Origin of the sequence: Halopseudomonas litoralis (genome assembly GCF_900105005.1) — a bacterium.
Classification (GTDB): Bacteria; Pseudomonadota; Gammaproteobacteria; order Pseudomonadales; family Pseudomonadaceae; genus Halopseudomonas; species Halopseudomonas litoralis.
The window spans coordinates 1,958,570-1,971,827 of record NZ_LT629748.1 but is presented as its reverse complement, the minus strand read 5'-3'; the positions used below and the strand labels follow the sequence as shown (position 1 = coordinate 1,971,827).

Sequence of the window (13,258 nt, the reverse complement as noted above, 5' to 3'; positions counted from 1 at the left end):
ATTGTGGTAATTCAGTTTGTGGGAGGTTGTGATGAGCACCATATCCGTACGTATTGATGAAGGCTTGGTCAGTGATGCACGCATTGCAGCCAAGGCGGAGTTTCGCACTGTGCAAGGCCAAGTGGAGTTTTGGGCCAAAGTGGGTCGTGCCGCGCTCGATAACCCGGACTTGCCGGCGTCCTTTATCGCCGAAAGCCTGATGAGTATGGCCGAGCCACATGAAGACAGCACAGCCTTCGTTCCTCGCTCCGCAGTCAATACATGAGCTGGGAGGTTCGCCAGACTCGACGCTTTGCCCGCGCTTATAAGAAGCTGCATAACAACATCGCCACCGAAATAGATACCGCAGTTGAAGTCGTAGCACGGGATCCAGATGTTGGCGAACAGAAGAAGGGCGATCTCAGCGAGCTGTGGGTCTATAAATTCCGCTGTCTCGGCCAGCTTTACTTGCTGGGCTACAGTCGTGATGACGGTGTTCGCTTGGTCTATCTGGAAGCTGTTGGCCCTCATGAGAACTTCTACCGAGATTTGAAGCGTTAAAGTTGTCTGGGGCTGTCACCCGTCCCGGTTGCTGTGTTTCTCATAACGGTTCGCGAACGTTTGGGGTGTGCCTGAGCAAGACTTCCTGAAATAAGTAGAATGACCCGAAGCCGTTCTCATCTCGGTTCGGTTCCACATTTTATCTTCGGGTGCGTCCTTGCTTCAGCGAATCAGAACATTGTCCCGAAGCCGCTTTCTGCGAAACGTCGCCATCGTTGCCAGCGGCGCTGCGGGGGCTCAGGCGATCAGTCTGGCTTTTACGCCGGTCATCACTCGGCTGTATGGGCCTGAAGCTTTCGGCCTGTTCGGCACCTTTACCGCTACCTTGGCGGTGCTGACGCCACTGGCGGCGTTGAGTTATCCGATCGCCATGGTGTTGCCGGACAAGCACGCCGATGCCGTGGGGCTTGCCAGGCTCAGCATGCTTCTTTCTGTGGTCATGGCATTGCTGATTGCGGCGCTGTTGGTGCTGTTTGGTGCTGAGGTGACCCAGGCCTTGGGGCTGGAGGCTATTCAGGCGTATTTATGGTTGCTCCCCATTGCCCTGGTGTTGATCGTCTTGATGCAGGTCTGCCAGCAATGGGTCATCAGAACCAAGCAATTCCAGGTAACTGCCCGGGCCGCTGTGTTGCAGGCGTTGATTCTGAACGGCGCCAAGGTGACCGCGGGCTGGTTTTATCCGGCCGGCGGGTCGCTGGTGATGCTGGCGACGCTGGGCAGTGGTTTGCATGCGCTTCTGATCTGGACTGGCATCAGCAGGGGTAGCTTGCCGCTGACTGCTGGCCGGGACGAGGCTGCGGATCTCAAGACGCTCGCCAGACGCTATCGGGATTTTCCTTTATACAGAGCGCCGCAGATCGTTATCAATGCTGCGTCGCAGGCCTTGCCGGTGCTGATGCTGGCCAGCCTTTTCGGGCCGGCAGCGGCAGGGCTGTATTCTCTGGGGCGGCTGGTCATGGCAATGCCGAGCAGCCTGATAGGCCAGGCGGTGTTTGATGTGTTTTATCCGCGCATTACCGAGGCTGCCCGACACCGGGAGAATCTGTTCACGCTGCTGTTGAAGGCCAGCCTGGCATTGGCTGCGGCGGGTGTGTTGCCCTTCGGCTTGGTGGTTCTGTTTGGGCCTTGGTTGTTCGGGTTGGTGTTTGGCGCTGAGTGGCTCACCGCTGGCACCTATGCGCAGTGGCTGGCGTTATGGCTGTTTTTTGCTTTCGTGAATCGCCCCAGTGTGGCGGCTATCGCTACCTTGGGTAAACAGGGGTTCTTTCTGGTTTACGAGATCGTGAGCTTGGGGCTGCGGGCTGCTGCGTTATACGTGGGGTTCAAGCTGTTCAATGATGATCAGATCGCTGTTGCGCTATTTTCTGCGGTTGGTGCAGGTCTTAATCTCTATCTGATAGGCAAAACGCTCATCATGGCGAGGAAAATGGACGCGGAACGGCTGACGGATCAATGAGCGATTTTCTGTTTACCCGCCATCTGGATCAGTCCGTTGAGCTGGCGCGCGCCATTCAGGCTATTTACCTGGCTGACGCGCCAGAGGTAATCACCTATCAGGGCGCGTGGGGCACGCTTGCTGTCAGCAAGGGGCATTATCGAGGCTTTGATTCCTTGGAGACAGACCGGCATGTCATGGCCGTTGTCGGCGGGCCGGTGCTGTATTTTCGGGACAATCATTTTCTCTCGGCGGGGCCGTCGTGCGAGGCGACGCGGGCTATCTATCAGCGTTGGCTGTCGGGGGACATGGACTGGGAGAACGACCTCAGCGGCCCCTTTGCCGTCATCCTGATCGATAAACAGACGGCTGAAATCCAGTATGTGACCGACCTGATGGGGTTCATCCCGGTGTATGAGGCGGCAGGTGATGACAGCCTGGTGTTTGGTACCCATGTGGACGCGGTGGCCGCCGTCGCTGGGCTTGCCGGGCGTTACGACACTGTGTCGATAACCGATTTCATTCTGCACAATGTGGTGACCTATCCGCACACCCTGTATGAGGGCGTGTTGCAAGGGGCGCCGGGGACAGTGACGACGCACGGTGCGGGTGGCAGGAGAGAGTACAACTACTGGCTGCCAGAAGAGACCCAGGGGTTCCCATCCTTGAATGCTGCTGCGCAGGACCTCAGGCAGGGCATGGAGGAGTATGTCGGCAGGGTCACCGAGAGTATGGATGAGGTGGCGCAGTTCATCAGTGGTGGCGAAGATTCGCGGGCGTTGTCGGGGCTGTTGCCGGGTCGTCTGAAACGGGATGCCTACATCTTTCTTGATCAGATGAACCGCGAGGGCAAGCTGGCGGCGCAGGTGGCGGATGTGTATGGCGCGAGCTTCCATCCGCAATATCGTACTGTCGAGCATTACCTGAGCATTCTGCCGGAGGCGGCAACCCTGATCGGGGCTGGGCATCAATATACGCATGCGCATAGCCTGGGTTTCCATAGAACCTGCGATCTGCAGCGATACCCGGCGGTGTTTGGTGGTTATCTAGCTGACTCCTTGTTGAAGGGCTGCTTCGCGCGCAAGCTCAGGGGGACGGTGCGGTTTCCGTTCTTGCCGGAGTTTGGGTTGGACGGTGAGACTCGCACGCAGACGGTGGTGCACGATGCGGTGCCTGAGAGTGTGTTGGTGGAGATCACCGAGCGTCGGCGCCAACATTACCAGGCGGTTGCCCGGTTTCGGCCGATCACGGCGCATGAATGGTTTGTGCTCTGGCCTGCGACCATGCGTTTTGCTATTCCCAACTTCTTCAGTACGCGCCGCCTTTTCCGCAGTTACGAGCCTTTCATGTCCCACTGTGTGGTGAAAACCGCTGCCGCCGTGCCCACCAGCTGGAAGTTGAATCGGCGCTTATTCAACCGCACTGCCAAACCCTGGCTGAAGCCGAGCAAGTTCACTTTTCATGCTGATGGTCGTTTGCCTTACTTTCCTTTCTGGGTAAATAGTCCATTGCAGTTCGGGGTATGGTCATATCGAGATATTGCCGAGCGTATCGGCCCGGTTAAAGGCAATCAGGGTCCGTGGGCCGATTGGCTGGCCACGATGCGCACGCCTGAATGGGAGGCCGCCGAGGAACGATATATCCGCCAGGGGTTGTTTGGTCTGGATGCGCAGTTTCATAGGTTTGAGCGGCTCCTTGAGCGCAAGAGCGAGGAGAGCAATGTCTCGCCGTATCTGAATATGATGCAGATGGGGTTTGGTGTTGTGGGGCGGGATGAGAGGATCGGTGACACTGCACCCTGATGGAGGAAAGAGGATAAGTTCTTGCTATATTGTGGGTCGCTTTGCATTAATTAAGGAATAACTAATGACCAATCCAGATATTCGCTGGGTGCAGCGCCTGGCCAATTACAAGCGTGCACGCTCTCGACTGGTCAGCGCAGTGGAGCTGGCGCAGTCACGTGAGCTGACTGACTTGGAAAAACAAGGGCTGATTCAGGCGTTTGAATTCGTATTCGAATTGGCTTGGAACGTGATGAAAGATTATTTCCTTTATCAGGGGGACCCAGCCATCACTGGCTCCAGGGATGCCATTCGTACCGCCTTCAAAAGCGGGCTGATTGCTGATGGTGAGGGGTGGATGGAAATGATCAAGAGTCGTAATCAGTCGGCCCATACCTACAACGAATCGGTGGCCAACGAGATTACAGACAAGATTCTCGGTCGCTATCATGATTTATTTGCTCAGTTTGAATCCGACATGCAGGTCAGGGCGGAGCAAATATGACATCGAAGTTGTATGGCCTACCCGCATATGCCGTGGAACGGCTCTGTGAGCTTTTCAGTCAATGGCCGCAGATTGAGGCGGTGGTTTTATACGGGTCTCGTGCAAAGGGAAATTTTCGACCTGGTTCGGATATTGATCTGACGATACAGGGGAAAACGCTGGATCTGTCGGCGTTATTGGCTATTGAAAACCAGATCGACGACCTGCTGCTGCCATGGTCGGTTGACTTATCGTTGCTGCACCTGATTGATAATGCATCCCTTGTTGAACATATCGAAAGGGTAGGGGTGCCTTTTTATAGTCAGACGTAAGAGTAGAGCTCGGCGCACGACTTTCTATGAACTCTTTCCCCGCTGCGCTTTCTCAAATTCTGAAATTCGTTAAATATTCAGGAGTTACCGTGAAGGTCACTAAAGCCGTTTTGCCAGTTGCCGGGTTGGGTACACGTTTTCTGCCTGCCAGTAAGGCGATTCCCAAGGAGATGGTCACGGTGGTGGACAAGCCGGTGATCCAATATGTTGTGGAAGAGGCGCTGGCCGCAGGGATCAATGAAATTGTGTTGGTGACGCATTCCAGCAAGAAGGCCATCGAGGACCACTTTGATGTGAATTATGAACTGGAGGCGGAACTGGAACGGCGCGGCAAGCATGAGCTGCTGCAGGTGCTGCGTGATATCGCGCCGCCTCAGCTGAAGGTGACCGCGGTACGCCAGGGCCGAGCGCTGGGGCTGGGACACGCGGTGTACTGCGCGCGGCCAGTGGTCGGCGATGCGCCTTTTGCGGTGATGCTGCCGGATGTGTTGGTGGAGCAGGCCGGTGGAGCTGTTGATCTGGGTTTGATGACCCAGCGCTTTGCCGAGACCGGCCAGGCGCAGATCATGGTCGAGCCGGTGCCCAATGAGTTGGTGCACCAATATGGTGTGGTCGACCTGAACGGTGCTGATCTGCAGCCGGCGGGGCATGCTCGCATGACGCGCGTGGTAGAGAAGCCGCCGCGTGATGAAGCACCGTCGAACCTGGCGATTGTCGGGCGTTATGTGTTGCCCGCGGGTATTTTTGATCTGCTGGCCAATACGGCGCCGGGTGCCGGTGGCGAGATCCAGTTGACCGATGCGATTGCCGAGTTGATGAAGAACGAGGGCGTAGAAGCCTGGCACATCGCAGGGCGCTCCTATGACTGCGGCAGCAAGCTGGGCTATCTGGAAGCGACGCTGGCCTATGGTCTGCAGCATCCGCAGCTGGGTGCGGACTTCCGTGCGTTGTTGACGCGCTATCAGGGCTGAGGATTGATCATGTTCCTTGAAGTGTATGGCGATACCTTGTGTGCGCTGGTGAGTGCGGCGGCGATGGCCTCGACCGGGCATCAGGTGACCTTGCACGTGTCCGCTGATTCGGTTGCGAACAAGCTGGACAATGATGACTTTTCGCTTCGCGAGCCTGGTCTGGCAGCCTTGATGCTGGAGCAGAAGCGTGCCGGGCGGTTGGTCGTGGCGCCCCTGAGTGTGCTGCCTGATTCGCAGTGTACGGTGTTGTGGTTGGCGCTGGCTCCCGATGCGTTGGAGTTTGCGCACCAGTTGATGGATAGCCTGCCGGCGAATATTGATCCGGAGTTTCTGGTGGTCAACCAGTCGACCTTTCCGGTGGGCACTACCGAGGCTTTGCAGCGCGGGCTGTTGAATCGACCGGGTGCGGATTCGCGCTTCGGGGCGGTGGTCAGTGTGCCGGATCTGTTGACTGAGGGGGCTGCGCTGTCGGGCTTCACTCGTCCGACTCACTGGTTGGTGGGGGCGGATATGCCCTGGGCCAGCCGATTGGTGGCGGAGTTGCTGCGGCCCTTCAATCGCCGTCGTGACGGCATCATGCAGATGCGCCCGCGTGAGGCTGAATTCACCAAGCTGGCCATCAACGGCATGTTGGCTACCCGCCTGAGTTATATGAATGACATGGCCAATCTGGCCGATAGTCTGGATGTGGATATCGAGCGCGTGCGCCAGGGTATGGGGGCGGATACGCGGATCGGTGAGGCTTATCTGTATCCTGGGTGTGGTTTTGGTGGTCTGAGTTTTTCCCGCGATGTGATGAGTCTGGCCAGTACGCTGCATCACAGTGGTTTGCAGGCGCAGTTGCTGGAAGAGGTGCTGCAGATCAACGAGCGCCAGAAGGAGACGCTGTTCCGCAAGTTGTGGCAGCACTTCGATACGCAGTTGGAGGGGCGCAAGGTGGCGCTCTGGGGCGTGGCGTTCAAACCGGAGTCGGCACGTATTGATCATGCTCCTGCGCTGAAGCTGATCGAGGCGCTGTGGGCCCAGGGCGTGCAGGTGCATGTGCATGATCCACGAGCGCTGCCGGCGCTGGCTGAGTGGGCCGGCGAGCGGGATGACCTGGTGCTGCATGATGATCCTTACGCTGCGGCAGCGGGCGCGGATGCGTTGATGCTGGTGACGGAGTGGAAGTCGTACTGGAGCCCGGATTTTGCGCGTTTGAAGGCGGAGATGGCGGTGCCGTTGGTTCTGGATGGGCGGAATGTGTGGGATCCGGCGTTCATGAAGGGACGCGGGTTTGTTTATTACGGTATCGGGCGGCGGTGATGATCTGAGTAGGACGCCCAAAGCTAGTAGCCTGCAGGCGGTGGGATGGGACGCAGAGCGTCCCGGCATGCATTCCCACGCGGAGCGTTGGAACGATCGGAGGAGGCGGTGGGGTGGGAACGCTCATCAGAGTGTGAGAGACGATTAATGAGAGGCGAATTATGAGCTGGCGCATTCTGGCGGACCACGCCGATACCATGCAGGAACAGCATTTGGCGCAGTTGTTTGCGGCAGACCCGCAACGTTTTGAGAGCCTGCATTGTGAATGCGGGCCTGTGTTATTTGATTATTCCAAGCAGCGGCTGAGCGAACAGACGCTGTCTGAACTCTTCGGCCTGGCGCGTGAGAGCAAGCTGAATGACTGGATCGACCGGTTATTTTCCGGCGAGCAGGTCAACTGCACCGAGGGCCGCCCCGCCATGCATTGGGCGCTGCGTTTGCCGGCGGATGCTGAATGCGTGGTGGGTGAAGAAAATATCACTGCCCAGGTGCATGAGCAACTGAGCCGCATGGAGCACGTGGTCAGTAAGCTCCACGCCGGTCAGTGGCGTGGCGTGACCGGCGAGGTAGTAACGGATGTGGTCAACATTGGCGTCGGCGGCTCGGATCTTGGTCCGCTGATGATCAGCGATGCGCTGTGCGATAGCGCGGTGCCGACTTCGTCCCGCTTGACGGTGCATTTTGCCTCAACCATGGATGGCAGCCAGTTGTCGCAATTGCTGCGTGAACTGAATCCCCATTCGACCCTGTTCATCATATCCTCAAAGTCCTTCACCACCATCGATACGCTGAGCAACGCGGAAACCGCACGGCATTGGTTGCAGCGCACACTCGGTGACAAGAGTGCGGTGCTGCATTGTCATTTTCTCGGAGTGTCTTCCGCGGCGGCGAAGATGACCGAGTGGGGCATCAGCGAAGAGAACCAACTGCAGATCTGGGACTGGGTCGGCGGGCGGTATTCACTGTGGTCGGCGATTGGTTTGCCGATCGCGCTGACGGTGGGTATGGGTGGCTTTCGGCAGATGCTGGCGGGCGCGCATCTTATGGACGAGCATTTCAAATCGGCGCCGTGGGAATGCAATCTGCCGGTATTGATGGCGATGATCGGGGTCTGGAATACCAACGTGCTGGGCATCAACGCCCAGGCGATTCTGCCCTATGACGGGCGGTTGAAGCATTTGCCGATGTATTTTGAGCAGTTGGAGATGGAGTCCAACGGCAAGAGTGTGACGCGTGATGGTGAACCCGTGGAACGTAACACTTGTCCGATCATCTGGGGCGATGTGGGACCCAATGCTCAGCATGCGTTCTATCAACTGCTGCACCAGGGCACCGAGGCGGTGACCTGTGATTTCATCATGCCGGCCAGGCGCTACCACGAAGCCCATGATCAACCGATGGAAGAACTCGCCTCACAGCATGAGTTGGCACTGGCAAACTGTCTGGCCCAGTCTCGGTTGCTGGCGCTGGGTGATGCGGCACTGAAAGATCCGGAGAGCATGCCGGCGTACAAGCGCTACCGTGGCAACCAGCCGAGTTCGACATTGCTGCTGGATGAGTTGACACCCTATAGCCTGGGTGCGCTGATTGCGATGTATGAGCATAAGGTATTTGTGCAGTCGGTGATCTGGAGGATCAACCCGTTTGATCAATGGGGCGTGGAAATGGGTAAGCGGCTGGCGGTGGATACCCTGGCGCGGATTCGCGGCGAGCGTGAGGATCTGGAGGGTGTGGATTCGTCGACGGCGGGCTTGTTGCGGCGGATTTTGGGGTAGGGCGCCCGGGGTTATCGGGTTGTCGAGCGCTGCTCGACGACGAGGTTTTGAGTTTACTCAGGAATTGATTATTCATGTCGCAGATCACGTGTTTCAAAGCTTATGACATCCGTGGGCAGTTGGGTTCTCAGTTGGATGAGGGTATTGCCTATCGTATTGCCCGTGGTTTTGCGCAGTGGCTCAAGCCCAGGCGTGTGGTGCTGGGCGGTGATGTGCGCGAGACCTCTTCGGTGTTGAAGGCGGCACTGGCCAATGGGCTGCGGGACGAAGGGGTGGATGTGCTGGACCTGGGTATGGCCGGCACGGAAGAGGTGTATTTCGCCACCTTCCATCTGGGCGTCGACGGCGGTATCGAGGTAACGGCGTCGCATAACCCGATCGATTACAACGGTTTCAAACTGGTACGCGAAGGCTCGCGACCGATTTCAGCAGACACCGGCCTGGCGGACATTCGCGCTTTGGCCGAGGCCAATGAATACGAGTTGGTGGACGGGCGCGACCCGACAGTGGCGGATGAGGATCGTGGCAGCCTTGAGCTGGTCGACATCCGCGCAGACTATATCGAACACCTGCTGGGCTACATTGATCCGGCGGCCTTCACGCCCCTGCGATTGGTGGTCAACGCCGGTAACGGTGCTGCCGGTCCGGTGGTGGATGCGCTGGAACAGGCTTTCGCCGAGCTGCATATGCCGGTGGAGATGGTCAAGATCTGCCACGAGCCTGACGGCAGCTTCCCCAACGGTATCCCCAATCCGCTGCTGACCGAGAACCGCGGTGTGACCCGCGATGCGGTGCTGGAATACGGCGCCGATATGGGTATCGCCTGGGATGGCGACTTCGACCGCTGCTTCCTGTTCGATGAGCAGGGCCGTTTTGTCGAAGGCTATTACATTGTCGGTCTGCTGGCCGAAGCCTTTCTGCAGAAGGAGCCGGGTGCGCGTATCATTCACGATCCGCGTCTGGTCTGGAATACCGTGGAGCAGGTCGAGCAGAACGGCGGTGTGGCGGTGCAGACCAAGGCGGGGCACGCATTCATCAAGGAGCGTATGCGTGCTGAGGACGCGGCCTATGGTGGCGAGATGAGTGCGCACCATTACTTCCGCGATTTCGCTTACTGCGACAGCGGCATGATCCCCTGGCTGCTGGTGGCCGAGCTGATTTGCCGTAAGGGCAAGCCGCTGTCCGAGCTGGTTGGGGAGCGCATTGCTGCCTATCCCTCGTCTGGCGAGATCAACCTGACCGTCAGCGATGCCTCGGCAGTGATCAAGACAATAGAAGACCAATACGCGCCCGATGCGCTCGATGTGGATTACACTGACGGCCTGAGTGTCTGTTTCGCCGACTGGCGTTTCAATCTGCGCGCCTCCAATACCGAGCCGGTAATACGTCTGAACGTGGAAAGTCGAGGCGACCAGGCGCTGATGCAGCAGGAAACGGACAGGTTGCTGAAGGCCATAGGCGCTATCTGATCAAGGAAAGAAGCATGAGTAGAACTATTTTGGTGACAGGTGGGGCGGGCTATATCGGCTCACACACCTGCATCAGACTGCTGGAGTCTGGATACAAGGTGGTGGTGCTGGACAATTTCAGCAACAGTTGCCGGGAAGCTGTGCGGCGGGTTGAAGATATCGCTCGCCACGCGGTGATTCTGATCGAGGGCGACATCAACGATGCGACCTTGCTCGATGCATTGTTCGCGCAGCATTCCATTGATGCGGTGATTCATTTTGCCGGTTTGAAGGCGGTGGGGGAGTCGGTGGCCCAGCCGCTGCGTTACTACCACAACAATGTCAGCGGCACTGTGGTGCTGTGCCAGGCCATGCAGCGTGCCGGCGTGAAGAACATGGTGTTCAGTTCTTCCGCTACGGTGTATGGCGACCCGGCCTCGCTGCCGATTTGCGAAGATTTCCCGACCAGCGCGACCAATCCCTATGGCCGTTCCAAGCTGATGATCGAGGAAATGCTGGGGGACTTGCATGTATCCGACGCCAGCTGGAACGTGGCGCTGCTGCGCTATTTCAATCCGGTGGGCGCGCATACCAGCGGCCGTATCGGTGAAGATCCGGCGGATATTCCGAATAATCTCATGCCTTATATCGCTCAGGTGGCGGTCGGCCGTCGCGAGCAGTTGAGCGTATACGGCAGCGACTACTCCACGCCGGACGGCACCGGGGTGCGTGATTACATCCATGTGATGGATCTGGCCGAAGGACACGTGAAAGCGCTGCAATGGCTGGAGCGCAGGCTGGGTATCAAGGCGTTCAACCTGGGCACGGGCAAGGGTTATTCGGTGCTGGATATGCTGCACGCATTCGAGCGGGCCTGCGGTCGGGAGTTGCCCTATACGCTGACGGGGCGCCGTCCCGGCGATGTTGCCAGCTGCTATGCCGATCCGGCTCTGGCGGCGGATGAGCTTGGCTGGCAGGCGAGCCTGGGGTTGGAGGCCATGTGTGCCGATGCCTGGCGTTGGCAGTCCAACAATCCGGAAGGCTATCAGTAATCTGCTCCCATTAAGCTTGAACATCTTGTAACATCCTGATGTCGCATTCAGGGTGAAGTGCCTGTGTCTCCTCATCAGAGGGCTGGAGTGTCTGTGTTAAAAGAACGATTGATCGAACTGAACCATAACCAGAAGCGTTCCATTCAGATCGTGGCGGACGTGATTCTGCTGTCGCTGGCCCTGTGGCTGGCGTTGTTTCTGCGGCTGAGCGATGAGGGTTGGCTGTGGCCGGAGAATGGCCAGGGCTTCCTGTTTCTGCTGGCGCCGCTGCTGGCGGTGCCGCTGTATGTGCGGATGGGCATGTACCGTGCGGTGATGCGACATTTCGGTAACGTGGCCCTGTATTGCATTGCCAAGGCGGTGACGCTGGGCTTTCTGGCGTTCGCCTTCATATTGCTGGTAGCCAAGGATCTCGGCTGGGAGGTAATGTTTCCGCGCTCGGTGTATTTTTCCTATTGGGCGCTGAGCCTGATTCTGATCGGCGGGTTGCGCCTGCTGGCGCGTGAGTATTTCATGGGTGACTGGCTGACGGCCGGTCTACCCAGTCTGCATGCCGCTCGCGAGGGCGAACCGGGTGGTCAGCCGGTGGCTATTTACGGTGCGGGTGCGGCAGGTACGCAACTGCTGGCGTCGCTGAAGGTTGGGCGGTTGTACAAGGCGGTGGCCTTTGTCGATGATGATCCGCGTTTGGTGGGGCGCACCATTGCTGGCTTGCGCGTCTATTCCGGTGAAGAGGTCGGCAGCATGATCGCTGAAACCGGGGCGGCGGAACTGCTGCTGGCATTGCCCTCGGCCACTCGCTCACGGCGTCAGGAAATCCTCGCCATGCTGCAGGGCCACGGCGTGCACGTGCGTACCATCCCCGGCATCATGGATCTGGCCAGCGGCAAGGTGAAAATGGACGATCTGCAGGAAGTGGACGTCGCTGACCTGCTGGGTCGCGATCCAGTGCCGCCGGACCCATCTCTGTTTCAGCGCTGCATCAAGGATCAGGCGGTGATGGTGACGGGGGCCGGAGGTTCGATCGGCAGCGAGCTGTGCCGTCAGATCGTGCAGTCCGGTCCGACCACGCTGGTGCTTTTCGAGCATAGCGAATTTGCCCTGTATCAGATTCACAGCGAGCTGGAAGGTTGGATTCGCAGCCGCAAGCTTGAAATTCAGCTGGTCCCGATTATGGGGTCCATCCGCAATTTCGGTCGGCTTCAGGATGTCATCGGCGCCTGGGATATCAATACCATCTACCATGCCGCGGCTTATAAGCATGTGCCCATGGTCGAGCACAATATTGCCGAAGGCATCATGAATAATGTGTTCGGCACGCTGAATACCGCGCAGGCGGCAATCAGGTGTCAGGTGGAAAACTTTGTGTTGATCTCCACCGACAAGGCGGTGCGCCCGACCAACGTGATGGGCTCTACCAAGCGGCTGGCTGAGCTGGTGTTGCAGGCGCTGAGCACGGAGCAGGCGCCGCGGCTGTGGGGGGAGGAGTCACAGGTGAGTCAGGTGAACCGCACGCGCTTCACCATGGTGCGCTTCGGTAATGTGCTGGGTTCGTCCGGCTCGGTGATTCCGCGCTTCCGTGAACAGATTCGCCGTGGCGGTCCGGTGACAGTGACGCATCCGGATATCACCCGTTACTTCATGACCATTCCCGAGGCCGCGCAGCTGGTGATCCAGGCGGGCGCCATGGGGCAGGGTGGTGATGTCTTCGTACTGGATATGGGCGAGCCGGTGACCATCGTCGATCTGGCACGCAAGATGATCATGTTGTCGGGCCTGACGGTGCGTGACGAGATCAATACCAATGGTGATATCGGTATTACCTTCAGCGGCTTGCGCCCGGGCGAGAAGCTGTACGAAGAACTGCTGATCGGCGACAACCCCGAAGCTACCGCACACAGCAAGATCCACCGTGCCAACGAGGTCCACCTGCCCTGGGCTGCACTGCTGCCAGTCCTCGACGCGCTGCGCCAGGCCGTGCGCGACGACGACTACAATCAGGTCCGCGAGACCTTGCTGTCGACTGTGCAAGGCTATGCTCCGAGCAATGGCATCGTTGATCTGTTGTATGAGCAGCATCACAAACTGGGGAGCTGATTAGCCCGCAGGCTCCCCAGCACCATCCGATAGTTCCC

General features: G+C 58.3%; 12 protein-coding genes. All 12 read left to right on the top strand.

The window, feature by feature from the left end; translation table 11 throughout:
- Positions 1 to 31 precede the first annotated feature (31 nt).
- The 12 genes from BLU11_RS09515 (at position 32) to BLU11_RS09460 (ending at position 13,220) form a co-directional block, all read left to right on the top strand.
- Positions 32 to 265, top strand: coding sequence for a ParD-like family protein (locus BLU11_RS09515; RefSeq protein ID WP_090273117.1), 234 nt, complete (start codon positions 32 to 34; stop codon positions 263 to 265).
- Positions 262 to 540, top strand: a complete 279-nt coding sequence (locus tag BLU11_RS09510; protein ID WP_090273116.1) for a type II toxin-antitoxin system RelE/ParE family toxin — start codon at positions 262 to 264, stop codon at positions 538 to 540. Before BLU11_RS09515 ends, BLU11_RS09510 begins: the two co-directional genes overlap by 4 nt.
- Before the next feature lie 157 nt (positions 541 to 697).
- Positions 698 to 1,996 (top strand): lipopolysaccharide biosynthesis protein, encoded by a 1,299-nt coding sequence (locus tag BLU11_RS09505; protein ID WP_197674268.1) that lies wholly within the window; start codon positions 698 to 700, stop codon positions 1,994 to 1,996.
- A complete protein-coding gene (locus BLU11_RS09500; RefSeq protein WP_197674267.1) occupies positions 1,993 to 3,777 on the top strand; it encodes an asparagine synthase-related protein in 1,785 nt (594 codons plus the stop codon). The genes BLU11_RS09505 and BLU11_RS09500 overlap by 4 nt, the downstream gene beginning before the upstream one ends.
- Before the next feature lie 64 nt (positions 3,778 to 3,841).
- Positions 3,842 to 4,261 carry a nucleotidyltransferase substrate binding protein gene (locus tag BLU11_RS09495; RefSeq protein WP_090273114.1) on the top strand — a complete coding sequence of 140 codons (420 nt, stop codon included), beginning with the start codon at positions 3,842 to 3,844 and terminating at the stop codon, positions 4,259 to 4,261.
- A complete protein-coding gene (locus BLU11_RS09490; RefSeq protein WP_090273113.1) occupies positions 4,258 to 4,572 on the top strand; it encodes a nucleotidyltransferase domain-containing protein in 315 nt (104 codons plus the stop codon). The genes BLU11_RS09495 and BLU11_RS09490 overlap by 4 nt, the downstream gene beginning before the upstream one ends.
- 89 nt (positions 4,573 to 4,661) lie before the next feature.
- Positions 4,662 to 5,543, top strand: coding sequence for a UTP--glucose-1-phosphate uridylyltransferase GalU (gene galU, locus BLU11_RS09485; RefSeq protein ID WP_172828685.1), 882 nt, complete (start codon positions 4,662 to 4,664; stop codon positions 5,541 to 5,543).
- 9 nt (positions 5,544 to 5,552) lie between these two features.
- The gene (locus BLU11_RS09480) at positions 5,553 to 6,848 is read left to right on the top strand and encodes a nucleotide sugar dehydrogenase (protein ID WP_090273111.1); all 1,296 of its coding nucleotides are present in this window, start codon (positions 5,553 to 5,555) and stop codon (positions 6,846 to 6,848) included.
- A 161-nt stretch (positions 6,849 to 7,009) separates the two neighbouring features.
- A complete protein-coding gene (gene pgi, locus BLU11_RS09475; RefSeq protein WP_090273110.1) occupies positions 7,010 to 8,623 on the top strand; it encodes a glucose-6-phosphate isomerase in 1,614 nt (537 codons plus the stop codon).
- A 74-nt stretch (positions 8,624 to 8,697) separates the two neighbouring features.
- Positions 8,698 to 10,092: a phosphohexomutase domain-containing protein gene (locus BLU11_RS09470; protein ID WP_090273109.1), complete on the top strand. Its 1,395-nt coding sequence runs from the start codon at positions 8,698 to 8,700 to the stop codon at positions 10,090 to 10,092.
- 14 nt (positions 10,093 to 10,106) lie between these two features.
- A complete protein-coding gene (gene galE, locus BLU11_RS09465) occupies positions 10,107 to 11,123 on the top strand; it encodes a UDP-glucose 4-epimerase GalE (RefSeq protein WP_090273108.1) in 1,017 nt (338 codons plus the stop codon).
- Between the two features lie 87 nt (positions 11,124 to 11,210).
- Complete coding sequence (locus tag BLU11_RS09460; protein ID WP_090273107.1) at positions 11,211 to 13,220, top strand: polysaccharide biosynthesis protein; 2,010 nt, start codon at positions 11,211 to 11,213, stop codon at positions 13,218 to 13,220.
- Positions 13,221 to 13,258: the final 38 nt, after the last annotated feature.

What these genes read in the sequence shown, in the direction of transcription:
- BLU11_RS09515 (WP_090273117.1), top strand. Translation starts at nt 32, where the DNA reads ATGAGCACCATATCCGTACGTATTGATGAAGGCTTGGTCAGTGATGCA.
- BLU11_RS09510 (WP_090273116.1), top strand. Translation starts at nt 262, where the DNA reads ATGAGCTGGGAGGTTCGCCAGACTCGACGCTTTGCCCGCGCTTATAAG.
- BLU11_RS09500 (WP_197674267.1), top strand. Translation starts at nt 1,993, where the DNA reads ATGAGCGATTTTCTGTTTACCCGCCATCTGGATCAGTCCGTTGAGCTG.
- BLU11_RS09495 (WP_090273114.1), top strand. Translation starts at nt 3,842, where the DNA reads ATGACCAATCCAGATATTCGCTGGGTGCAGCGCCTGGCCAATTACAAG.
- BLU11_RS09490 (WP_090273113.1), top strand. Translation starts at nt 4,258, where the DNA reads ATGACATCGAAGTTGTATGGCCTACCCGCATATGCCGTGGAACGGCTC.
- BLU11_RS09480 (WP_090273111.1), top strand. Translation starts at nt 5,553, where the DNA reads ATGTTCCTTGAAGTGTATGGCGATACCTTGTGTGCGCTGGTGAGTGCG.
- pgi (WP_090273110.1), top strand. Translation starts at nt 7,010, where the DNA reads ATGAGCTGGCGCATTCTGGCGGACCACGCCGATACCATGCAGGAACAG.
- BLU11_RS09470 (WP_090273109.1), top strand. Translation starts at nt 8,698, where the DNA reads ATGTCGCAGATCACGTGTTTCAAAGCTTATGACATCCGTGGGCAGTTG.
- galE (WP_090273108.1), top strand. Translation starts at nt 10,107, where the DNA reads ATGAGTAGAACTATTTTGGTGACAGGTGGGGCGGGCTATATCGGCTCA.